The organism is Streptomyces sp. NPDC004629 (genome assembly GCF_042873595.1).
Classification (GTDB): domain Bacteria; phylum Actinomycetota; class Actinomycetes; order Streptomycetales; family Streptomycetaceae; genus Streptomyces.
The window spans coordinates 82,563-103,803 of the sequence record NZ_JBIALO010000028.1 but is presented as its reverse complement, the minus strand read 5'-3'; the positions used below and the strand labels follow the sequence as shown (position 1 = coordinate 103,803).

At 73.3% G+C, this 21,241-nt stretch carries 21 protein-coding genes; 9 read left to right on the top strand and 12 right to left on the bottom strand.

Annotated features, from left to right (window positions below; all coding sequences use genetic code 11):
- Nucleotides 1–45: 45 nt before the first annotated feature.
- Nucleotides 46–360 (top strand): ANTAR domain-containing protein, encoded by a 315-nt coding sequence (locus tag ACFYTE_RS33045; protein ID WP_388718602.1) that lies wholly within the window; start codon nucleotides 46–48, stop codon nucleotides 358–360.
- Nucleotides 361–384: 24 nt separating this feature from the next.
- Here ACFYTE_RS33045 and ACFYTE_RS33040 read toward each other — a convergent pair whose 3' ends face one another.
- Nucleotides 385–1,179, bottom strand: coding sequence for an RNA polymerase sigma factor SigF (locus ACFYTE_RS33040; RefSeq protein ID WP_388718600.1), 795 nt, complete (start codon nucleotides 1,177–1,179; stop codon nucleotides 385–387).
- A 267-nt stretch (nucleotides 1,180–1,446) separates the two neighbouring features.
- Here ACFYTE_RS33040 and ACFYTE_RS33035 point away from each other — a divergent pair, with 267 nt between their 5' ends.
- From ACFYTE_RS33035 to ACFYTE_RS33020, 4 genes are all read left to right on the top strand, one after another.
- A complete protein-coding gene (locus ACFYTE_RS33035; RefSeq protein ID WP_388718598.1) occupies nucleotides 1,447–1,947 on the top strand; it encodes a MarR family winged helix-turn-helix transcriptional regulator in 501 nt (166 codons plus the stop codon).
- On the top strand, nucleotides 1,944–2,804 hold the full coding sequence (locus tag ACFYTE_RS33030) for an ABC transporter ATP-binding protein (protein ID WP_388718596.1): 861 nt from the start codon (nucleotides 1,944–1,946) through the stop codon (nucleotides 2,802–2,804). Before ACFYTE_RS33035 ends, ACFYTE_RS33030 begins: the two co-directional genes overlap by 4 nt.
- Entirely contained in the window at nucleotides 2,764–3,429 is a 666-nt protein-coding gene (locus ACFYTE_RS33025; protein ID WP_388718594.1) for an ABC transporter permease, read from the top strand. The genes ACFYTE_RS33030 and ACFYTE_RS33025 overlap by 41 nt, the downstream gene beginning before the upstream one ends.
- Nucleotides 3,430–3,618: 189 nt before the next feature.
- Entirely contained in the window at nucleotides 3,619–4,143 is a 525-nt protein-coding gene (locus tag ACFYTE_RS33020) for a hypothetical protein (protein ID WP_388718592.1), read from the top strand.
- A 13-nt stretch (nucleotides 4,144–4,156) separates the two neighbouring features.
- Here ACFYTE_RS33020 and hemC read toward each other — a convergent pair whose 3' ends face one another.
- The 5 genes from hemC to ACFYTE_RS32995 form a co-directional block, all read right to left on the bottom strand.
- Entirely contained in the window at nucleotides 4,157–5,092 is a 936-nt protein-coding gene (hemC, locus tag ACFYTE_RS33015; RefSeq protein WP_388718590.1) for a hydroxymethylbilane synthase, read from the bottom strand.
- 153 nt (nucleotides 5,093–5,245) lie between these two features.
- Nucleotides 5,246–6,022: an NPP1 family protein gene (locus tag ACFYTE_RS33010; RefSeq protein ID WP_388718588.1), complete on the bottom strand. Its 777-nt coding sequence runs from the start codon at nucleotides 6,020–6,022 to the stop codon at nucleotides 5,246–5,248.
- A 124-nt stretch (nucleotides 6,023–6,146) separates the two neighbouring features.
- The gene (locus ACFYTE_RS33005) at nucleotides 6,147–7,100 is read right to left on the bottom strand and encodes an ATP-dependent DNA ligase (RefSeq protein ID WP_388718626.1); all 954 of its coding nucleotides are present in this window, start codon (nucleotides 7,098–7,100) and stop codon (nucleotides 6,147–6,149) included.
- 354 nt (nucleotides 7,101–7,454) lie between these two features.
- Nucleotides 7,455–8,252, bottom strand: a complete 798-nt coding sequence (locus tag ACFYTE_RS33000; RefSeq protein WP_388718586.1) for a DUF2690 domain-containing protein — start codon at nucleotides 8,250–8,252, stop codon at nucleotides 7,455–7,457.
- A gap of 202 nt (nucleotides 8,253–8,454) precedes the next feature.
- On the bottom strand, nucleotides 8,455–8,994 hold the full coding sequence (locus ACFYTE_RS32995; protein WP_388718584.1) for an SH3 domain-containing protein: 540 nt from the start codon (nucleotides 8,992–8,994) through the stop codon (nucleotides 8,455–8,457).
- A gap of 209 nt (nucleotides 8,995–9,203) precedes the next feature.
- On the opposite strand from ACFYTE_RS32995, the gene ACFYTE_RS32990 reads away from it, so the two are divergent.
- Complete coding sequence (locus ACFYTE_RS32990; protein WP_388718582.1) at nucleotides 9,204–9,728, top strand: MarR family winged helix-turn-helix transcriptional regulator; 525 nt, start codon at nucleotides 9,204–9,206, stop codon at nucleotides 9,726–9,728.
- Between the two features lie 327 nt (nucleotides 9,729–10,055).
- Here ACFYTE_RS32990 and ACFYTE_RS32985 read toward each other — a convergent pair whose 3' ends face one another.
- Both ACFYTE_RS32985 and ACFYTE_RS32980 read right to left on the bottom strand, forming a co-directional pair.
- On the bottom strand, nucleotides 10,056–10,667 hold the full coding sequence (locus tag ACFYTE_RS32985; protein ID WP_388718580.1) for a DNA polymerase ligase N-terminal domain-containing protein: 612 nt from the start codon (nucleotides 10,665–10,667) through the stop codon (nucleotides 10,056–10,058).
- A 173-nt stretch (nucleotides 10,668–10,840) separates the two neighbouring features.
- Complete coding sequence (locus tag ACFYTE_RS32980; RefSeq protein ID WP_388718578.1) at nucleotides 10,841–11,671, bottom strand: aldo/keto reductase; 831 nt, start codon at nucleotides 11,669–11,671, stop codon at nucleotides 10,841–10,843.
- A gap of 84 nt (nucleotides 11,672–11,755) precedes the next feature.
- Here ACFYTE_RS32980 and ACFYTE_RS32975 point away from each other — a divergent pair, with 84 nt between their 5' ends.
- The gene (locus ACFYTE_RS32975) at nucleotides 11,756–12,730 is read left to right on the top strand and encodes a TauD/TfdA dioxygenase family protein (protein WP_388718576.1); all 975 of its coding nucleotides are present in this window, start codon (nucleotides 11,756–11,758) and stop codon (nucleotides 12,728–12,730) included.
- A gap of 1 nt (nucleotide 12,731) precedes the next feature.
- On the opposite strand, the gene ACFYTE_RS32970 is transcribed toward ACFYTE_RS32975, so the two are convergent.
- The 4 genes from ACFYTE_RS32970 to ACFYTE_RS32955 all read right to left on the bottom strand — a co-directional run bounded on the left by ACFYTE_RS32970 (nucleotide 12,732) and on the right by ACFYTE_RS32955 (nucleotide 16,816).
- A complete protein-coding gene (locus ACFYTE_RS32970; RefSeq protein WP_388718574.1) occupies nucleotides 12,732–13,760 on the bottom strand; it encodes an LLM class flavin-dependent oxidoreductase in 1,029 nt (342 codons plus the stop codon).
- 196 nt (nucleotides 13,761–13,956) lie between these two features.
- A complete protein-coding gene (locus ACFYTE_RS32965) occupies nucleotides 13,957–15,156 on the bottom strand; it encodes a glycoside hydrolase family 64 protein (protein WP_388718572.1) in 1,200 nt (399 codons plus the stop codon).
- Between the two features lie 148 nt (nucleotides 15,157–15,304).
- Entirely contained in the window at nucleotides 15,305–16,060 is a 756-nt protein-coding gene (locus tag ACFYTE_RS32960; protein ID WP_388718570.1) for a dienelactone hydrolase family protein, read from the bottom strand.
- A 135-nt stretch (nucleotides 16,061–16,195) separates the two neighbouring features.
- Complete coding sequence (locus ACFYTE_RS32955; RefSeq protein ID WP_388718568.1) at nucleotides 16,196–16,816, bottom strand: L-threonylcarbamoyladenylate synthase; 621 nt, start codon at nucleotides 16,814–16,816, stop codon at nucleotides 16,196–16,198.
- 584 nt (nucleotides 16,817–17,400) lie between these two features.
- Here ACFYTE_RS32955 and ACFYTE_RS32950 point away from each other — a divergent pair.
- A complete protein-coding gene (locus tag ACFYTE_RS32950) occupies nucleotides 17,401–18,924 on the top strand; it encodes a helix-turn-helix domain-containing protein (RefSeq protein ID WP_388718624.1) in 1,524 nt (507 codons plus the stop codon).
- Between the two features lie 485 nt (nucleotides 18,925–19,409).
- The gene (locus tag ACFYTE_RS32945) at nucleotides 19,410–21,179 is read left to right on the top strand and encodes a hydrogenase maturation protein (RefSeq protein ID WP_388718566.1); all 1,770 of its coding nucleotides are present in this window, start codon (nucleotides 19,410–19,412) and stop codon (nucleotides 21,177–21,179) included.
- The last annotated feature ends 62 nt before the right edge of the window (nucleotides 21,180–21,241 follow it).

Below are 21,241 nucleotides of genomic sequence, written 5' to 3'. Positions count from 1 at the left end.
AGCGGTCCGGTGGCAGGCGGCCGGGCGAGTGACGACGATGGATGCATGGGCGACGGCGAGCCGGACCGGATCTTCGAGCTTCAGGAAGAGGTGCACCAGCTGAAGGAGGCGGTCACCTCCCATGCGGTCGTGGACCAGGCCATCGGCATGGTGGTGGCGCTCGGCCGGGTCACCCCCGACGAGGGGTGGGCCGTGCTGAAGGAGGTCTCGCAGCACACGAACATCAAGCTGCGCAACATCGCCGAACTCATCCTCATCTGGGGGCGTACGGGAGACATACCCCCCGAGATCGGCGCCGAACTGGAGGACGCGCTCGACCGGTACGGGCCGACGCAGTTCCCGGAGACACCGACGGAGTGATCGCGGTCCCCGGCCTCAGTTGCCTCAGCCCGGATCGGCGAGCAGTTCCTCGCGCAGCCGGTCGCAGCAGCCGCTGATCAGCCGGGAGACGTGCATCTGCGAGATGCCGAGCTGGCTGGCGATCCGGCTCTGTGTCATACCGCGGAAGAACCGCAGGTAGAGGATGGTGCGTTCGCGCTCGGGCAGCGCCTCAAGACACGGGCGTACGGCCGCCCGGTCGACGACGAGGTCGAAACCGGGATCCGGCGCGCCGAGGGTGTCGCCGAGCGAGCGGCCGTCTGCGCCGGGCGTCTCCGCGTCCAGGGACAGCGCGGCGAAGCACTCCAGGGCCTCCAGGCCGGTGCGCACCTCCGCTTCCGTCAGCCGCGTGTACTCGGCGATCTCGGCGACGGTGGGCACCCGGCCGGTCGTCGCCGAGGCCAGTTCCTTGACGGCGCCGCGGACCCGGTTGCGCAGGTCCTGGACTCGGCGCGGCACGTGCAGGGTCCACATGTGGTCGCGGAAGTGCCGCTTGATCTCGCCGGTGACGGTCGGCACCGCATACGCCTCGAAGGCCCGGCCGCGCGAGGGATCGTAGTGGTCGACGGCCTTGACCAGGCCGAGCGCCGCCACCTGGTAGAGGTCTTCCAGCGCCTCTCCCCGGCCGCGGAAGCGGACGGCGATCCGTTCGGCCATGGGCAGCCAGATCCCGACCAGTTCGTCGCGCAGCGCCCGGCGCTCCGGGCCCTCGGGCAGTGCCGCGAGCCGTTCGAACGCGGCGGCCGTGTCGGGGGCGTCGTCGTGTGGATGGGGCTTGGCCCTGGTGGTGGTACCCGTCATGGGTGCGCACCTCCCTCAGCGTGTGCCGGGTGGACGGACAGCGTGGGAGACGCGCGCTCGGACCGGTGGGAGGGTCCGGGGCGGCGGCATCTGCGGGCCGAGCCCCCACGGACGTGCCTCCTGTCCGAAGCACTTTTCTGGAGATTCCCGTGACCTGTTATATCGAAACAGATCCGCCTAAAGGGTGATATCCAGCCTACGCTTCTTGACTTGCCCTTTGGTCTTCCTCGCAGGGAAATACCTCTGTAGGGGAGGTAATCTTCTCGTGTGGAAACGGATCGCCCGGTGGTCGGTCGTGCGCAGGCCGGCCGTGCGGCGACGGAGACCTTCTCCGAGGAACTGGCCGACACCCTGGTCGGGATCCAGCGGCTGATCCGCCGCCGGCTGCGAGGCGGATCGACCGGCCCTCCGCTGCGCGGCGCCGAGGTGGAACTCCTCCGCCTGGTGCAGACCCGGCCCGGCATCGGCATCAAGGAGGCCGCCCGGGAACTGCACCTGGCAGGCAACTCCGTGTCGACACTGGTCAACCGGCTCGCCAGGGACGGCCATCTGGTCCGAGAGACCGATCCGGCCGACCGGCGTGCCGCGCGTCTGCACCTCACCGAGGCGGCCCGTAGACGGTTGCGCGACTGGCAGCGCCGCCGGGCCGCCCTGGTCGGCCGGCATACGGCGCGGCTGACCGAGGCGGAACGCGACGCCCTGCGCGCGGCGCTCCCCGCGCTGCACCGGCTGGCCGTCACCCTGCACGAGGAGGCCGAGGAATCATGAAGCCCGACACCACCGCGGGTCCGGCCGAGGCCGTCACCTGTACCGGCCTCGCCCACAGGTTCGGCGAGACGAGGGCGGTGGACGGGCTCGACCTCACCGTGCGGGAGGGCGAGGTATTCGGACTGCTCGGACCCAACGGCGCAGGCAAGACCACGGCGATCCGCTGCATCACCACGCTGCTGCCCGTGCCCGCCGGCATGGTCCGCGTCTTCGGCCACGACCCCGCCGCCGAGCGCATGGCGGTACGCCGCCTGCTCGGCTACGTCCCGCAGCAGTTGTCCGCCGACGCCGGCCTCACCGGCCGCGAGAACGTCGTCCTGTTCGCCCGGGTCTTCGACATCCCCCGCCGCGAACGCGCCGCCCGGGTCGGCCAGGCCCTGGCCGCCGTCGGTCTCGCGGACGCCGCCGACCGGCTGGCGAGCACCTACTCCGGGGGCATGGTCCGCCGGCTGGAGCTGGCCCAGGCCCTGGTCAGCGCGCCCCGGCTGCTGATCCTCGACGAGCCGACCATCGGCCTCGACCCGATCGCCCGCACCGGCGTGTGGGACCACATCAACGCCGTCCGCGCGGCGACCGGCATGACCGTCCTGGTCACCACCCACTCCATGGACGAGGCGGACCAGTACTGCGACCGCGTCGCCCTCATGCACCGCGGCCGCATCCGGGCCCTCGGCACCCCGGCCGAACTGCGGCGGCAGCTCGCCGACCGCCGCCGGGCCGAGGGCGCGCCGGCCACGGACCCGCCGCCCACGCTGGAAGACGTCTTCCGGGACGTCGCGGGCAGCGGTCTCGACGACCAGTCAGGAGGTTTCCGCGATGTCCGAAGCACCCGCCGCACCGCCCGCCGCGTCGGCTGACGGCGCCCCCGACGCCGGCCCGGCCCTGCTGCTGCGCCCGCCCGAGCCCCGGGCCGGCTGGCGGCTGCTGCCCGCCCGGGTCGTCGCGATGTGCGCCGTCGAACTGCAGAAGCTGCGCCACGACCGCACCGAGCTGTACACCAGGGCGGTCCAGCCCGCGCTGTGGCTGCTGATCACCGGCAAGGCCTTCGCCGCCGGTGTGAAATCGCTGATCCAGGCCGTCGTCGTCATCGTCATCGCCGCGCTGCTCGGGGTCGCGCTCAGCTGGAACCCGCTGAAGCTGCTCGGCGTCGCGCTGGCCGTGGTCCTCGCCTCCGCCTTCTTCTCCTGCCTGTCGATGACCATCGCGGGCATCGTGCTCAGCCGCGACCGGCTGATGGGCTTCGGGCAGGCGATCACCATGCCGCTGTTCTTCGGCTCCAACGCCCTCTACCCGGTGTCCGTCATGCCCGGCTGGCTCCAGGCGGTCAGCAAGGTGAACCCGCTGAGCTACGAGGTGGACGCCCTGCGCGGTCTGCTCCTCGGCACCCCGGCGCACCCGGGACTCGACTTCGGCGTCCTCGCCGTCGCCGCCGCCCTCGGCATCGCCGCGGCCTCGTCCCTGCTCGGCCGGCTGGCTCGCTGATCTTGCCGCGGACGTGATGTGCGGCACGCGCCGCGCACCGCCTTCACGCCCGCGGAACGGATTCCCGCTGCGCAACGCTTGATCAGCGATCAAAGGGGGCGAATCACCTGGCCATGGCGTATTCCGCTCATTTGACAGTGCGCTGAGCGCACAGATAGACAGCAGCTCTCCGAGGCCGAAAGGAGCGCTGTGTACGAGCCGAACGTGGTCGGTGACTGGCAGGAGTACGACGAGCATGCCGGTCTGCGGGTCCGCGTCCACCGTCTGGAACTGGTGGAGCCGCCGCGCGGGCGCGACGACGCCGCCGACGGGCTGACGTACTTCAGCGTCCGGGTGACCGTCGAGAACCGGGGCGCGCGGCACTGCTCCGTGCAACTGGAGGACGGCCAGATCGATGTCCGGGTCGGCCCGGACGGGGAGGGCGCGTTCATCGACTGGCGCAACTCCCAGTTCATCGAGGGCTTCGACGTCTACCCGCTGCGCCGGGTCACCGCCGTGCTGTACGCGGCGGGCGCCGAGGCGTCCCTGGCCCAGGTGGACGTCCAGGTGCAGCTGCGCGTCGACGAGGAGTGGACCGACCGCCGGCTGTGGGCGGGCGGCATCGGGCTGGCGGAGGGCCCGGCCGCGGCGGCCCCGGCGGGCGCCTGCCAGGGCGGCCTGGCCCACCAGGTGAGCACGTTCCTGCGGGACCAGGCGGAGCCGGAGGGCGCCTGAGCGCCGCGGGTGTTCAGTGCGGGATGCCGTCGATGATCTCGCGGGCGCCCTGCCGCAGCAGGGACACCGCCACCGAGGTGCCCAGGGTGGCGGGGTCGAGCCGGCCGGCCCATTCGTGGGCGTTCAGCCGCGTCTTGCCGTCGGGGGTGAACACACACGCCCGCAGGGACAGCTCGCCGCCGCCCTCCACGCGGGCGTAACCGGCGATGGGGCTGTTGCAGTGCCCCTGCAGGACGTGCAGGAACATGCGTTCCGCCGTCGCCTCGCGATGGGTGTCCGGGTCGCCGAGACCGCTGACGGCGGCGATCAGGTCGGCGTCGTCCTCGCGGCACTGCAGGGCGAGGATGCCCGCGCCGATCGGCGGCATCATCGTCTCCGGCGACAGCACCTCGCTGATCATGTCGGGCCGCCCGATCCGCTCCAGCCCGGAGACCGCCAGCAGCAGCGCGTCCGCCTCGCCCGCGGCGAGCTTCGCCAGCCGCCGGTTGGCGTTGCCGCGCAGCGGCACGCACCCCAGGTGCGGGTGGGTGGCGGCCAGCTGGGCGACGCGGCGCACCGCGGAGGTGCCGACGCGGCTGCCCGCCGGGAGTTCGTCCAGGGTGAGTCCGCCCGGGTGGACGAGCGCGTCGCGGATGTCGTCACGCTTCAGGAACGCGGCGAACACCGTGCCCGCGGGCAGCGGCCGGTCGGCCGGCACGTCCTTCACACAGTGCACCGCGAGATCCGCCCGGCCGGCCAGCAGAGCGGCGTCCACCTCCTTGGTGAACGCGCCCTTGCCCTCGACAAGGGAGAGGTCGCCCAGCCACTTGTCCCCGGTCGTCTTCACCGGCACGACCTCGGTGCGTACGTGCGGGTGCAGCGCCGTCAGCTCGGCACGGACGCGCTCCACCTGGGCGAGGGCCATGGGTGAGTCACGGGAGACGATGCGGACGAGTTCCGGGACGGCCATGGAAACACGATAGACCCTCACCCGGCCCGCGTCGGCCCGTCGCCGGATGGTTCCCGGCCACCGCGTGGCCCGGTGCGGGGGTTTGTCCGCCTCGGGCGGCGGCCGGCCCGGCCGGGCCACGTCCCACCGCGGCGGAGCGTGGCCGTCGCCGGCTCAGGCGTACGGGTCGAAGGCGATGCCGGACGGCTTGGCCGAGGCGAGGTGCGACGCGAAACTCGCGTCCTTCAGGCCGAAGTGGGCGCTGCCGAAGTCGTATGCGCTCAACTTGTCACGCAGCGCCGCCGGGTAGCCGTTCCAGCCGACCAGCGGCGGGTACTGCCAGGTGCCCTTGTGGTTCTCCGGCGGCTCGTCGCCCGAGCCGGCCAGCCGGAAGCAGTGCGTGCTGATGCCGTCCTTGTGGTAGACGATCTTGGCGTGCGTGCCCTCGAAGCGGACCGAGGAGGCCGCGTGCACGGTGAACGAGCCGTGGTTGGACGTCGACACGTACTGCACCTGGCCGCTTTGCACCCACACCGCGACGTGCTCCCAGTCGTGCCGGTGGCCGCCGATGCTCGTGCCGGCGAGCGCCTGGTCCTTCTCGAAGTACAGGCCGTACAGATAGGCGCACCAGCCGTTGTTGCACTTGTAGCGCGAGTAGCCGTTGGTGTTGTCCAGGTCAAAGGCGTCGCGGCACTGACCGTTGAGGGCGCCGGTCGGGTTCAGACCGCCGTTGACCGTGCCGTCCGGGCCGATCGCGGGCGACGAGTAGCAGCCGTCGGTGTCGTAGTCGAAGGCGGGCTGGTACGTCAGCTCCGCCGCCTCGGCGTTGACGGGCAGCGCCGGCGGTGGGGCGGCGAAGGCGACGGCGGGGAAGGCGATGACGAGGGCGGCGGCACCGGCCAGCCCGGTGAGCCAGCGCCCGGGCCGGATACGGAACGTCCGTGACGACACTGCGTCCTCCAACTACGGTGGGAGGTGGGGGAGTTCAGGATCGCGGGCGGTCAGTACGTTGCCAAGACGGCCCGGGCGTCCCGTCGGTGAAGCCGCGCCCAACACTTGGCTCCCGGAACTCCCGTCACACGGCGTCGTCGGGCAGGTCGGCGGCCGACTCCTCGGGCGTGAGGTCCGGCCGCAACCGGTACCAGGACGGCTGACGCAGCAGCCCCGCCCGGGTACGGGTGCTGTAGCCGACCTCGCCGACCAGCCGGGGCAGCACCCAGCGGGCCCCGGCGATCCGCGGGACCGGGTCGAAGGGGCACGCACTGGTTTCGGCGGCCCGCAGCAGCGCCGTCAGCTCCGCCCGCTCGGCCTCGCTCCAGCCGGTGCCCACCCCGCCGACGTAGCGCAGCCGGCCGGCGGCGCGCTGGCCGACGAGCACCGCGCCGGGCAGCCCCGCGAGCCGCCCCTTGCCCGGCAGCCAGCCGCCCACGACGACGTCCGCGGTGCGCATATTGCGGATCTTGATCCAGGCGCGGGAGCGCACACCCGGTTCGTACACCGAGTCCAGCCGCTTGCACACCAGCCCCTCCAGGCCGTGCTCCCGGGTGGCCCGCAGCGCCTCGGCACCGTGCCCGACGACGGCGGCCGGCGTGGACCAGTAGGGGCCGGCGAGCCCCAGGTCCTCCAGCCGTGTCCGGCGCTGCGCGTACGGCAGCGCGAGCAGCGGGCGGCCGAGGTGCGGCACGTCGAACAGCACGAGGTGCACGGGGATCTGGGCCGCCCGGCGTGCCGCCCGGTCGGGGGCGTGCGCCAGGCCCATGCGGCTCTGCAGCAACTGGAAGTCGGCGCGTCCGCGGTCGTCCAGGGCCAGCACCTCGCCGTCCAGGATCGCGGGCGTGGTGCCCAGGGCGCCGCCCAGCGCGCGCAGTTCGGGGTAGGCGCCGGTGATGTCCTCGCCCGAACGGGCGCGCAGCAACAGGCTGCCGTCGCCGGGCAGATAGGCCATGACGCGCTGGCCGTCCTGTTTCGTCTCGTAGGCCCACCGGGCGTCCTGGGCGGCGGGCGGCAGCGTGCCGGGGGTGGCGAGCATCGGCGGGATCGTCGCAAGGGTCGCGGTCACGGCAGAAGGTCTCGACCGGGTCCGGCGTGCTCACGCGCCTTTCCCGCCGGTTCCCCTGAACGGGCCCGTCCCGGCGGCCCGCGCACGGCGACGTCCGGGCGTCTGCCGACCGGCGGGCCTGCGGGACGAGTCGGGCACGCGGGAGGCCGGGCCCGCGCCGGAGACGGCCCTGCCGTCCCGGCCGGCCGGCCGGGCCGAGGACAGGCACGGGGCCCTTAAGACCATCGGGTCGTTTCCCACCCGCGGCACACCGCCGGTCGGCTCAAGGCGCTTTGGTCTCCGGTCCGAGGGGGGCGGGACCGTCGACGGGCGCGGCCACGGCGTTCACCGCCCCGCCCCGGAGCCCGCGCCCGCGTCGGACGCGTCGACGTACACACCCGTGCAGGCCAGCCTGCCCTCCACCGCCGCGCACGCCTCCACGCCCCGGGACGAGGGCACCGCGAGCATCGGGCTGGTGTACCCGGTGGGGTCCGCGGCGGAATAGGCCGCCGACAGCACGTCCTGGCCGGCCCGCACGGACACCTCACGGGCACGCGGCGAGCGCACCCGCACCTCCGACCAGACGGTTTTGCAGGTGGGCGAGTAGCGCAGCCGGACGTCGTACCCGGTGTCCGAAACGGCGCTTTCGGTCCGCGCGTCCCGCGCGCAGGCCGACGCGTCCGGCAGGGTGCCCCGGCAGGCCGCGGCGTGGCAGTGGGGGGCCGCCACGACGTTCTGCGCCCCCTGCGGCCCGTGCCGGCCGGAGACCGCGAACGCCGTGGCCGTCGCGACGGCCACGGCCAGCAGCGCGAGTGCCGACAGCGGCAGCCGCGGCAACCGGGACCGTGGCGGGCGGGGCGGGCCGGCCGCCGCGGGCACCCCCGGGCACGGCGGGCCGCCGGCGGCCTCCCACAGCGCCACGACCGGGCCGGGATCGACGTCGGCGAGCCGGGCGAGCGCCTCGACGGCCGAGCGGGGCGGGCGCTGGAGGCCGGTCAGATAGCGGTGCCAGGCGGACTTGCTGTACGGGGTGCGGGCGGCAAGCGCCGCCAGACTCAGTCCCGTACGGTCCTTGAGTGCGCGCAGCCGCACCGCCAGCGGCTCGTCGGCAGAGGTGGGTCCGGGGGGTGGCGGCTGCCGCATGGTGCGTCCCTCGACTCCTTTTCCGCTATGGGCACTTCGCCCCTGATGTCGCCATGGCTTCCCGGCCGGACCGAGGCCCAACCGGGCTGTGACAGAAGAGGGGTGAGGTAGCGACAGACCGAAGGCCCGTTCGGGAACTCCGCGCTTTCCAGGGTTCCCGAACGGGCCTTCGACGGTCAGGGCGTGGGGCGGGCCGGAGCCGTCAGCACCACGGCACGGCGGTGCCGACCCGCACGTAGCGCGCGGAGACGTAGCCCTTGTGGTGCGCCAGCCGGTACCAGGTCCGGTTGCCCGACACCCACGAACCGTGTGTCTTGCAGGTGATCGTCACGAGCCGGTCGTCGTGCCGGTGGCCGACCACCCGGTGTCCGGTGCCCGGGCCGGAACGGACGTTCAGCCGGACATGGTGGGTGGCGACCCGCCCCGTGGTGGACGGGCCCTGCCGGTATGCGGTCCGCAGGGCGATGCCGTGCACCCGGTGCGTGGCGTGGTGCCGGTGGTGCGCTTGGCCATGGTGCCCGTGGTGCGAGTGGTGCCAGTGGTGCCGGTGCTCGGCGCCGTGCCGCACCGGGGCGTGCCGGGCGGGGGCGGGCGGCACTGACGAAAGGGCGGACTGGGCTGCGGCGGCCGGCGCGGGCAGCGGTGCCGTCCAGCCCGCATCGGCGGCCGACGCCGCCGTGGGCAGGAGCGCGAGCGCCGCGACGGTGGCCAGCAGGCCGCTCTTCACGGTCCGTCGGATCATGGAAACCTCCGGGCTGTCGTTCTCGTGACCACGAGCCGTGATCACGACAGCCAGCGTTTCCGTGACGACCAGTCAGGATACCGTTCCCGCGTCCCACGGGACGCCCGGGACGTGCCCGGGACGGACCGCCCGCCGCCGCTGCGGCCACGGGTGCCGTGCGGCCGTTCCGAATTACTTGAGTTACGCAACGATATGGTAAAGTGGTGGGCATGTCCACACAACCGCTGCCCGGCGCTCCCGCCGCCTCCGCCGAGGTCGTCGAGATCGAGCGCGCGCTGACGCGCATCACGTATCTGAGCACCCGGGCCCGGCAGCACGACCGGCTGATGGCGCTGGCCGGGGTGCCGCTGGACCGCGCCGCGGTGGCGCTGCTGCGGCAGATCGTGGACACCGAGCCGCTGCGGCCCGGCGAACTGGCCCAGCGGCTCGGCGTCGAGGCGTCCCATGTGACGCGCACGGTGCAGCAACTCCAGAAGGCCGGCTATGTCAGCCGCGTCCCCGACCCGGACGACCGCCGGGCCCAGCGGATCGAGCTGACCGAGGCCGGCCGGGAGGCCGTCGGCCGGGTCCGGGACGCCGGGGCGCGGGGCATGCAGGTCGCCCTGGCCGACTGGACGCCCGAGGAACTACGGCAGTTGGCCACCCTCTTCCACCGCATGGTCGACGACTTCCTGGCGCACTCCGCCGACGGCGAGCCCCCCGAGGAAAACGGCACCCCGCCGGCCTCGGCCTGACCCACCACGCCTGCGCCCGCGCGGTACCGGTGGGCATGCGGTGCTGCGGCCGGCTGGGGGCGTCGAGCCCGCACATCCTTCGTCTGCCGCGCCGTCGTGGCTGGTCGCGCAGTTCCCCGCGCCCCCAAAGAGGCGCGGGTGTCCGCCGCGCTTGATGCGGCACCGACGGGATCATCCTGGGGCATATGGAGCATCTCGTGGCCACGGCGGTGACCCGGAGTTCGCCCGGTGGGTCGACGAACGCAACGCGCGCTCCCCCAAGGGCGTCCACTCGATCCTGGCGGTGCCGCTGCGGGCCCGGCGGAGCAGCCGCTGCCCGAGGAGTGATCACCGGGCCGGGGGTCCGTCGTCCGCGGCCACCTGGGCGAGGGTCCGGCCGGTGCGGACCGAGCGGGCCCGGCGCGGGTCGGGGGTGCCGTGTCCCGAGGATGTGCCCGGACCCTTGCGGACCAGCAGCCAGGCATCCTCCCCGTCGCGCCCCCGGAACCGGGTCAGCGCGTACTCGCCGTGCAGTTTGGTGCCGTGCAGCCGGAACGTGGCGTGCCCGTCCGCCAGCGAGCGGGCGAAGTCGACCGGCCGCCCGGCACGGTCGTGGCTGAGCGGTTCGTACGTCCCGCGGTCCCAGACGATCACCGTTCCGCCCCCGTACTCGCCCCGTGGGATGACGCCCTCGAAGTCCTCGTACTCCAGCGGATGGTCCTCGGTCGGCACGGCGAGCCGCTTGTCCCGCGGATCGCCGGACGGGCCTTTCGGCACCGACCAGGACTTCAGCACGTCGTCGACCTGCAACCGGAAGTCGAAGTGCATCCGGCGTGCGTCGTGGATCTGGACCACGAACCGGGGCTCCTCACCGCCGCGGGCCACCGCGCCCCGCGGCTCACGGGTCCGCCCGAAGTCCCGCTTGCCACGGTATGTCCGCAGCCGGTCGTCGCTGCCCACGCGCGGCTCCTTCCGTGCGACTGGCTCCCGCCGGGTACCCGTCACGAACCGGCTGACGCCAACCTGATCCGGACCGTCTTTCGCCATCGCCCGGGGGCGCCATCGCCGTTTGCGGCTGCGGGTGTGTTGTGGCTGGTCGCGCAGTTCCTCGCGCCCCTGACGGGGCGGGGCGTTCAGAACTCCTCGTGGGTTTCGGGGTCCCCGCCCAGGCGCCGGTGCGCGCGGTCCCCGACCGCGGACATCTGCGCGTCGCTCAGCTCGAAGCCGAACACGTCCAGGTTCGCGCGCTGCCGGGCCGGGTCGGCCGACTTCGGAATGGGCACGGCGCCCAGTTGGACGTGCCAGCGCAGCACCGCCTGGGCGGGCGTCACCCCGAGCGCGCCGGCGACCGCCACCACGGCCGGGTCGGTGAGCAGCCGGACGTCCCGGCCGAGCGGGCTCCAGCTCTCCGTGACGATGCCCTTGCCCGCGTGGAAGGCGCGCAGCCCGTCCTGCGGGAAGAGGGGATGCATCTCGATCTGGTTGACGGACGGCAGCACCCCCGTCCTCTCCTCCAGCTCTTCGATGTGCTCGGCGGTGAAGTTGGAGACGCCGATGGAACGGACGAGTCCGTCCTCGCGCAGCTTGATCATGGCCCGCCATGCGTCGACGTACTTGCCGACGCGGGGAAGCGGCCAGTGGATCAGATACAGGTCCACATACTCCACGCCGAGCCGGCGCCGGGACTCCTCGAAGGAGGCCAGGGTCTCCTCGTACCCGTGGTGGCGGCCCGGCAGCTTCGTCGTCACCACGACCTCCTCCCGGGGCACACCGCTGCTCGCGATGCCCCGGCCGACCCCCGATTCGTTGCGGTAGTTCGTCGCGGTGTCCACGAGGCGGTAGCCGGCCGCCAGCGCGCCGCGCACCGCCTGCTCGGCCTGGTCGTCGGTCATCGGCCAGGTGCCCAGCCCGATGGCCGGGAGCGTCGTACCGTCGTTGAGCGTGTGCATCGCAGTGCTGATCACGGTGGGACCTTCCGTCGGCTGTGTCGTACACCCAGCGTCACGGATAGGGTGAGCGGTGATCAACCGGACGGGTGGGATGAGGCCATGACGACGGACAGGGGCACGGGGCGGCGGGCGGAGCCGGTGGCCGGAATCGAGGTGCGACCGGTCGCCGGGCACATCGGAGCCGAGATCACGGGCGTCGACCTGGCGGCCGGCCTCGACGCCGCGGTGGTCGCCCTGATCCGGGAGGCGGTGCTGCGCTGGAAGGTGGTGTTCTTCCGCGGACAGCGCCTGGACCACGCCGGCCATGTCGCCTTCGCGCGCCGTTTCGGCGAGCCGGTGGTCCTCGGGCGGCGCGGCAGCGCCTCGCCGGCCGAGCACCCGGCGGTGGAGACCACCGCCGACCGGCTGGAGCTGGGCGGCCGGTTCGGCATGGAGCACGAGGAGTGGCTGGAACGGCGCCGGCACACCCTGCTGCGCGGCTGGCACTGCGACCACGGGGCGCGGATCGACCCGCCCGCCGCGACGATCCTGCGCGCCGAGACCGTCCCGCCCTACGGCGGCGACACCACCTGGTCCAATCTGGCCGCCGCCTACGCCGGGCTGTCGGCGCCGGTGCGTGCCTTCGCCGACACCCTGCGCGCCGAGCACCGGCTCGGCGTCGGCTACCGGTCCCGCTCGGGCGACGACGCCTATCTGCGCCATCTGCTGGACCATCAGGTGGCCTCGGTGCACCCGCTGGTGCGGGTGCACCCGGAGACGGGCGAACGGGTGCTGTACATCAACGGCTACTACGTGGAACGCATCGTGGACGTCTCCCGGCCGGAGAGCGCGGCGCTGCTGGAGATGCTGCTGGCCCAGGCGGTACGGCCCGAGTACACGGTCCGCTTCCGCTGGGAGCCGGGCAGCGTGGCCTTCTGGGACAACCGGGCCACCATCCACCTCGCGCCGTCGGACACCGCCCACCTTCGCTGCACGCGGACCATGCACCGGGTCATGCTCGCCGGTGAGGTGCCGGTGGGGGTGGACGGCAGGCCGTCGGAGCCGATCGCCGGTACCCGGGCCGGCCGTTGGTGAGTCAGGTGGTCGCCGGGCGGCCGAGCGCGGGGCCCAGCAGGGTCGCCATGTCGGTGAGGATCTGCACATAGTCCTCGTGTGCGAAGGTGAAGGGCAGCGCGAACGCGACCTCGTCGACCTCGCGGAACGCGGCGTGCGCGTGCAGCCGTTCCGCGATCTCGGCCGAACTGCCCACCAGGTCGGGCGCGAACAGCAGCCGCGCGGGACCCTGCGGGGACGCCGTGCGGGGCAGACGCCGCGCCGCGTACTCGGCGTACTTGGCGCGCTGTTCGGGCGTCGCGGAGTCGGTGGGGATCACCACCAGGCCCTGGGAGACACGGGCCGCGTCACCGTCCGGGTGGTGGGCGCGGAACTCACGGATGTGGGACAGCTGGATGTCGGCGAAGTCCCGGCCCTCCTCGGGATCCTCGGCCTTGACGACGCTGCTCGTCAGGAAGTTCATCCCGTGCTCGCCCGCCCAGCGCGCCGAGCGCAGGCTGCCCCCGCCGTACCACAGACGGCTGCCGAGCCCGGGGGAGTGCGGCTGCACCACCTTCGAGAACACCTCGAACCCTGCCGTCCCGTCGAAGTCGGTGGCCGGCCTGCCGCGCACGAAGTCCAGCAGTCTGCGCACCCGTTGGTGGCTGAAGTCCTCGGCGTTGGCCGTGTCCGGGTACAGGGCGTCCTTCACCTGGTCGTAGTGCATCGGCGGGCCCACGCTCACGCCCGGGTTGAGACGCCCGCCGGACAGGATGTCGACCGTTGCCAGGTCCTCGGCGAGGCGCAGCGGGTTCTCCCAGCCCAACGGGGTGACCGCGGTGCCCAGTTCGATCCGGCTGGTGCGCTGCGAGGCGGCCGCCAGGACGGCGACCGGCGACGAGATGCCGTACTGCAGATGGCGGTGGCGCACCCAGGCGCTGTCGAAGCCCAGCCGTTCGCCCAGCTCGATGATCTCCAGCGTGGACTCGTGGCCCCGGCCCGGATCGGCCGCGTCGAAGAGTCCGATCGTGAGGAAGCCCAGCTTGCGCAGCGGGCGGTCGGTGGGCGGCACGGGGTCCTCCGGCGGTCGTACGTCAGTTCCGTCCCGATTGTGGCAGGCGAACGTTGCGGGAGTGTGATCACTCCGCCGGGATGACGACCCCGTCCTCGACGACGATCGGCCTGGTGGACGACACCGCCGTCACGACCAGCTGAACGCATCGCAGCTGTCCCGCACGCGGAACCGCTCCGCGTGCGGGACACCCGCGTCAACTGAGCGGATCCAGTGTGAGGTAGGCCTGCTGCGGGTCGCCGTCGTGCACCAGCGACTCCTGGTTGCCGACGTCGTCGAAGGCGAACGCGTACGCCTTGCCGTCGGCCATCTGCCCGTGGATGAGCCGGGCGTAGTGGTTCGTCACCCCGTCCTGGTAGAAGCCGGCCGGGTTGTTGTCGGGCTGGTTGGCGTTCGTCAGCAGCGTGGACCGGTTGAATCCCGCGCACAGCGTGCGAGAGATGGGGCCGCGCACCGCGTCGTTGGGCGCGTCCAGCAGCTTGTGGCAGCCGAACACGCTGTCCGCGTCCGGCTTCTGGAAGCTCGTCACCACCGCGCCGGAGCCGTCGGTGAAGTTCATGACGCCGCCCGAGACCCGGCCGTAGTACTTGGTGTTCGGCTGGTCGCCGAACGGCGTGACCGTGAGCGTCGAGGTGGTGTACTTGTTCCAGACCCGGCCCACGTAGTCGTCCATGGCGGACGCGGGAAGCGCGCCGGTCTCCAGGCCGTGCCCGGGGGAGAGCGCGCGCAGCACGGTGCCGTCGGAGCGGGTCTGGATCAGTCCGCCCCAGCCGCCCGTCTGACCGCGCAGCCCGTCGAACACCCCTTTGTAGCCGCCCGGCTTGAGGTGACCGGTGGTGCTCACGCCGCCGTCCGCGCGCCGCACGCCGACCGCGTACGGCACCGAGAACATGTCGACCTGGGTGCTGTTGAGCCACAGGCCCGCGTCGTTGAGCGTGTATTCGGACCAGTTGAACAGGATGTCCCGGTTGGGGTCGCTGGGGTTCTGCACGGCCGGCTGCACGAGACCGCCGGTGGTCAGCTTGAACACGAGCTTCTGGCCGTAGGAGAAGTAGATCCGGCCGGAGAACTTGGGGATCCGGATCGTCTTCGACTGCCCCGCGGCGGGGCCGGGAATCGCCGCGTCGGGGGCGGGAGTCGGCGGGTTGCCGCCCGCGGGCCAGGCGTGGAACGTGCCGTTCGCATCCGCCCAGCCCTGCTGTCCGGTGGAGAGCTGGGTGCCGATGTCGTAGAGGTACACCGGGTCGGTGCGGCCGGAGTTGTTGGTCACCGTCAGGGTGATCGTGTCCGGCACCGCGGCATCGGCGCGGTCCGGTGTGCCGAGCGCGAGCAGCGCGCCGACCAGGGCGGTCGCGGCCGCCAGGGACAGCGTGGGGCGCGTGAGTCGTACGAGCACTCTCCACCTCCGTGTGGGGTCGGGGTCGTACGGGCTTGGTCCGTACCTGTCTGAGAGCGCTCTCAGCGTTGCGTCGAGACGCGGTCATGTCAATGTGGTGGGCGAACTCCGTGGGGGCGCGCGCTGTCACGGGCCCCCACGGCGTGGTTCACAAGGTGCGCTCCAGCAGGTCGAGCAGCGCGGCCCAGTGCCGCTCGTCCGCCGCCCGGTCGTAGGCCGGGGTGTCCGCCTGTGTGTACCCGTGCCGGGCGCCCGGGTAGACCTCGCACCGGTGCCGTACGCCCGCCGCGGTCAGCGCGTCCTCCAGCCGCCGGATCTGCTCCGGGGGCAGCGAGGAGTCCTGGTCGGCGTGGCCGAAGTACGCCTCGCCGGTGATGTGTTCGGCCACCAGGTGCGGGCTGTCCGGGTCCTCGGTGGCCAGTTGCCCGCCGTGGAACCCGGCGACCGCCGCGACCCGCTGCGGATAGGTGCCTGCGGTCAGCAGGGCCAGCCGGGCACCCATGCAGTAGCCGGTCACCGCGACCGGTCCTTCGGCCACCAGCGGGCTGTCGGCGAGGAACCGCAGACAGGCACCCGCGTCCCGCATCGCGAGGTCGGGCGTCAGCGACTGCATGAGCGGGCCGATCCGCCGCCAGATGGCCGGGTCCTGGGCCGGGTCGATGAACTCGGGCAACTCGACGACGGGGACGCGCCCGTGCCGGTGGAACACATTGGGCAGCAGAACCGTGTAGCCGGCCGCGGCCAGCCGGTCGGCCATCGACTGCAGATGCGGGCGCAGCCCGAACGCGTCCTGGAAGAACAGGACGGCCGGACGGGGACGCTCGTCACCGGGATGGACCAGATAGGCGTCGGCGACGCCGTCCTCGGTCGGGATGTCCACGGTCGTTCCCTGTACGGCGGTCATGGCGTGGGAGCCTCCCTGCGGGGGGTGGCCGCCGGGGAGCGGGGCGCCCCCGGCGGTGCGTGTACGGGCCATGCTGTCACGCAAGATGCACGCCGGCGCAGTGGGTCCGGTCCGGCGGGCCGGGCCCTTCCCGGCTCATTCGAAGCGGGCTGGGTCGCCCGCGCCACGCCGCACCACCTCGGCCTCGCCGCCGGAGAAGTCGACGACGGTGGTCGGCTCCGTGCCGCAGTCACCGGAGTCGACCACCGCGTCCACCACGTGGTCGAGCCGGTCCTTGATCTCCCAGCCCTGGGTCAGCGGCTCGTCCTCCTCGGGCAGCAGCAGCGTGCTGGACAGCAGCGGTTCGCCGAGTTCGGCGAGCAGCGCCTGAGTGACCACGTGGTCCGGGATGCGCACGCCGACGGTCTTCTTCTTGGGGTGCAGCAGCTTGCGCGGCACCTCCCTGGTCGCCGGGAGGATGAAGGTGTAGCTGCCCGGCGTCGATGCCTTCACGGCCCGGAACACATCGTTGTCCACGCGCACGAACTGGCCGAGCTGCGCGAAGTCCCGGCACATCAGGGTGAAGTGGTGCCGGTCGTCGAGGCGGCGGATCGAACGGATCCGGTCCATGCCGTCACGGCTGCCGAGCCGGCACCCCAGGGCGTAGCAGGAGTCGGTGGGGTACGCGATGAGGGCGCCCGAGCGCACGGCGTCGGCGATCTGGGCGATGCTGCGCGGCTGCGGATTGTCGGGGTGCACGTCGAAGTACTTCGCCATCCGCCGAGCTTAAGCCGTCCCCCACCCCCTCGCCGCCCTGGACCGGATTACCCCGTGGGTCGTACTGCACGACCACAGAGGGGGAGACATGGGGGAGATGTGGGGGCGGGTCGGCGTGGGGCGCGTGGATGTCCCCTGGCCGGCGGTGAGCTGGATGGGCTCGGGTTTGTCGACGGGCGCGCACTCACCTCGCTCACCCGTCGCCTTCACCCCCGGGCGGGCCCCTGGCCCGGACCCCGTCCGCATCCCCTGAAACGGGGCCCCGCCCGGTGCCCCGCGCCGCCCGCGCCGGGTGATGTCGGCCTGGGCGTCACGGCGTTGCGCGAACTCGGCGGGGCATGCGCAGGCATGGCTCAGGTCTGTCGGGGAAGGCGACGGGCAAGCCGCTCGGGACCCACCCCCCGGCCCGAGTCGGTCGGCTCCGCCGGCGGTCCGTCCCCCCGGGACCGCCGGCGGAGAACGCAGAGAACGCAGAGAACGCAGTCGGCCGGCGGACAGGCGGCCGGGCGGAACGGGAGCGGCGCGTCGGGTAGCGTCCTTTTCCAGAGACCGAGGTCGACGGGATGGACGAGGAGAAGCGCGAGATGGCCGGCCTGGCCGACGAGGGCCCGCACACACGGACGACGCACGGCGAGGACGCCGCCTGGGCCGAGGAACTCCTCGACCAGCTGCGGTCCACCGGACGAGACCTGAGCCGGGTCGTCGACTGGCTCGCCCGGAACGTGGACGGCACGGTCTGCCTGCGCAACGACGCCGGAGCCGTACTCGCGGGCGAACCGGTGCCGCTCGCGGATCCGCTGGTCGCGGACGTGGTGAGCGGCCGGATCTCGTCCGCCGCGGTGGCGGACGGCGGGCGGCACGTCCGCCTGGTCGCGGTGCGGCACCACGGACCGTTCCGGGAGGCGACGGGCGTGCTGGCCGTGGCCCGCGCCGCCCCGTTCGACCGGCGCAGCGCGGAGATCGTGACCCGCACCGCCCCGGTCGTCGAACTCCTGCTGCGCGAACGCGAACTGACGGCCGCCGGGCGGCGGCTCAGCCGCGCCACCGCCGACCTGCGGCTGGCCATCCTGCAACTGCTGATGGTGGAGGACACCGTCGCTGCCCGCCGGGTCGCCGCGGGCCTGTGGCCCGGCCTGCTCGACACCGACACCGCCAGCGTGTACGTCGTCGAGGGGGCCGCCGAGCAACGGGACCGGCTCGTCGACGAGTGCATCGAGGCGACCGGCGGCCGGGCCCTCGTCGTGCGCTGCCCCGCGATGGACCGGCACGTCATCGTCCTCAGCCCCGCCGCCACGGCGGAGCGGTGGCTGCGCCCGCTCGTCGACGGCCGCCCCGGCACCTATCTCGGCGGCAGCGTCCGGCAGAGCCTCGCCCAGACCGCTCTCGCCTACGGGCAGGCCATCAGTGCCCTCGCCGTCGCCCATTTCCGCCCGGAGCAGGCGGCCGTCTACGCCGAACGCACCCACCCGGAGACGCTGATGGACCTCGTCGCCCTGCGCGCCTGGTCCGCCGATGTGCTGCGCCCGCTCGACAGCCTGCCCCACCACACCAGGGCCGAACTGCTCGCCACCACCCGGCTGGGCCTGGAGTACACCGCGGTCAGCGCGGCCAAGGTGCTCGGCGTCAGCCGCAACACCGTACGGGCCCGCATGGACCGCGTCGAGGCGCTGCTGGACACCGACTTCTCCGATCTCGCCGTCCGCGCCACCGTCCACCTCGCGCTGAACACCCAGGCGGGCTGCGCCGTGCCCGGCGGGCCCGGGACGGCGGCCGGGGCGCCCCCCGTCCGCCTCGGCGGACTGCTCGCCGGCTCCGCGATCCGCACCTGGGCCCATGACCTGCTGGACCGGCTGACCCACGACGGACGGGACCTGCGCGGCACCCTGCGCGCCTGGATCGGCGCCGGCGCGAACGCCGAACGGGCCGCCCAGGACCTCGGCGTGCACGCCCAGACGGTGCGCGAGCACGTCCGCAGTGCGGAACCCGTCCTGGAACGCCAACTCCTCGCCTCGGGCAGCGACCTGTACGAGGTCGTCCTCGCCCACCTGGTGGTCGGTGACCTTCCCGAGCCCGTGCTGCGCCGTACGAAGCAGGGCCGAAAAAGCTGAGAACGCCGAGAACGCCGAGAACGCCGAAAACGCTAAGAACGCCGAGAACGCCGAAAACAGGGTCAAACGGACTCGGCTGTGCACAGGTGAGTCCTCGTGGCGCCGCAGCGGGCACCGGCGCGATACCCCCGCGGCCTGTCACGCACGTAGGTTCGGCACTCGATGGGGGCACGACCGGAACGGGGGTCCGGTCGCGCCACCATGGTGCGCTCCCCGCGGCGCGGCCCGCCCCGGCGGCGGGGCGCAGCCCGGCCGCCGCCCCGGCACGATGCCGGAAGTGCCGTATCCAGCGCCCGAGTTGAGCCGACGGCGGGCTTGTGGCGGGCAAAGTTCACGCCCGGCCGGGTCACGCCGCCGGGTGGCGGTGCCGCCGTCCGCTTTCGGGTGATCCCGGCAGCCCGGCGCCCGGGAGCGGGGCGGCGGATGCCCGACGATCGCATCGGCCGGGCCGACGGACCCGCGCCCTCGTCCGCCGGGAGAACACCGTGCACATCCTGCTCGTGGCCAGTGCCTTCAACAGCCTCACCCAACGCGTCCACGCCGAACTGCGCGACCGCGGGCACACCGTGGCGGTGGAACTCGCCGTCCCCGGCCGCTGCCTGACCGAGGCCGTCGACCGCCACGACCCGCACCTGGTCCTCGCCCCGATGCTGAGGACGGCGATCCCCGCCGAGGTGTGGACGGTGCGGCCCTGCCTCGTCGTGCACCCCGGCCCGCTCGGTGACCGCGGCCCCTCCGCGCTGGACTGGGCCATCCACGAGGGCGCCGAGACCTGGGGCGTCACGGTCCTGGAGGCGCGGGAGGAGATGGACGCCGGCGCCGTGTGGGCGACGGTCGGCTGCCCGGTGCCCCCGGTGGCCAAGAGCGACCTGTACCGGGGTGAGATCGCCGATGCCGCGCTGGCCGCCGTAACCCTCGCGGTGGAGCGCTTCGCCTCGGGCACCTACCGGCCCGTACCGCAGCGGACCGGGCGCACCCGTCCCTACCTCGACCAGAGCGTCCGGCGGATCGACTGGGCCGCCGACTCCACCCGCACCGTGGTGCGCAAGCTGCGCGCCGCGGACTCGCAGCCCGGTGTGCTCGACGTGCTGTGCGGCGCGGAGTGGTATCTGCACGGCGGCCACCCCGAGTACCGGCTGCACGGCGCGCCCGGAGCCCTGCTGGCCACCCGCAGCGGCGCGGTCTGCCGGGCCACCGCCGACGGCGCCGTGTGGATCCCCGAACTGCGCCGCAGACGGGTTGCGGGGCAGCCGCCCGCGGTCAAGCTGCCGGCGGTGACGGCCCTCGGGGACCGGCTGCCCGACCTGCCCGAGTTCGCGCCCGCACCGACCGTGGACGCGGGCGGCCGCGGCTGGAGCGACATCTCCTACCGGGAGGACGGCGACGTCGGCTTCCTGGAGTTCTCCTTTCCCGGCGGCGCGATGAGCACCGCGCAGTGCCGGCGTCTGCTCGCCGCCTACCGGGAGGCATGCGCACGCCCCACCGCCGTGCTGGTGCTGGGCGGCCGGCGCGATTTCTTCTCCAACGGCATCCACCTCGGCGTCATCGAGGCCGCCCCGGACCCCGCCGCCGAGTCCTGGGCGAACATCAACGCCATCGACGACCTTGTCGAGGCGGTCCTGACCACCACGGACCGGCTGGTCATCGCCGCTCTTGCGGGCAACGCCGCCGCCGGCGGGGTGATGCTCGCCCTCGCGGCCGACGAGGTCTGGTGCCGCTCCGGGGCCGTGCTGAACCCGCACTACCGGCTCATGGGCCTGTACGGGTCGGAGTACTGGACGTACTCGCTGCCCCGCCGGGTGGGCGCGGCGGCGGCCGAGCGCCTGATGGCGGACGCCCTGCCGGTGAGCGCCGCGGGCGCCCTGCGGGCCGGCCTGGCCGACCGGGTGATCGCGTGCGGGCCCGGGGACTTCGCGGCGCAGACGGCCCGGCTTGCGGCCCGGCTCGCCACGATGCCGGGGACACCGTCCCGGATCGCGGCCAAGAAGGCGGAACGGGACCACGAGGAGTGCGTCGAGCCCCTGGCCGCGTTCCGGCAGCGTGAGCTGGCCCGGATGCGCCCCGCCTTCGACGACCCGGACGCCCCCTACCACGCGCTGCGCCGGGCCTTCGTACGCAAGCAGCGCCCGTCCGGCACACCGCAGCACCTCGCCCGCGCCACCGGACCGCGCACCGGCACGGAGCGGAGCGGCCTGATGAGGTCCCGCGTCACTGGAACGGACCGCGCCGACCTCTCATCGCCCGTGGACGCCTGATAGCAAGAAACCGAGACGCCGAGAAACCGAGACGCCGAGAAACCGAGAAACACGACGGCCGA